The sequence below is a fragment of the Bacillus sp. OTU2372 genome (assembly GCF_038440275.1).
In the GTDB taxonomy this organism is placed as follows: Bacteria; Bacillota; Bacilli; order Bacillales; family Cytobacillaceae; genus Neobacillus; species Neobacillus bataviensis_B.
This window is the reverse complement of record NZ_JASATK010000078.1, coordinates 1-495: the sequence shown is the minus strand read 5'-3', so window position 1 is coordinate 495 and position 495 is coordinate 1. Positions and strand designations below refer to the sequence as shown.

Here is a 495-nt window from a genome sequence, read left to right as displayed (position 1 = left end):
CTAAACCAGCTAATAGTTTGTCAACATTTTTCACTAAAAAACTTAAATTACCCATGTTATACTAAAAATGCGCATGCTAAATAACCTTCCCTTAAATTACTGGAAGGTTTTTCTGTATTTAGTTAGATATAGTTTCTAAGTGATATCTTGGAAAGTGGTCTTGTTTTTTAATATGGCAAATATCCAATGTAAGAGCTTATTAACACAAGCAATAACGGCTACTTTATACAATTTACCTTCACTGCGTTTCTTATCGTAAAATTCCCTTAATCTCTTATTTCTAGGGATGATCTCATCACTTGTTTTCTTTTTACGAGCGTCACGTATTCCAGCACGAACAGCCAAATACAGGGCATGCCGTAGTCTGCTTGAACCACGCTTTGTAATTCGTACTAGTGTGGCTTTAAATTTACCAGATTCAAATACTTCTGGGTCAACTCCAGCGAATGCTACTAGCTTTTTTGGATGATTAAACCGGTCTATCTCGCCAATCTC

The 495-nt window shown here is 35.6% G+C and carries 1 protein-coding gene; it reads right to left on the bottom strand.

Features of this window, described 5'->3' with window-relative positions; genetic code table 11:
• Positions 1-135: 135 nt before the first annotated feature.
• Positions 136-495, bottom strand: a 360-nt coding sequence (locus AAHB15_RS30000) for a transposase (RefSeq protein WP_342043901.1), incomplete at its 5' end; no start/stop codon positions are given.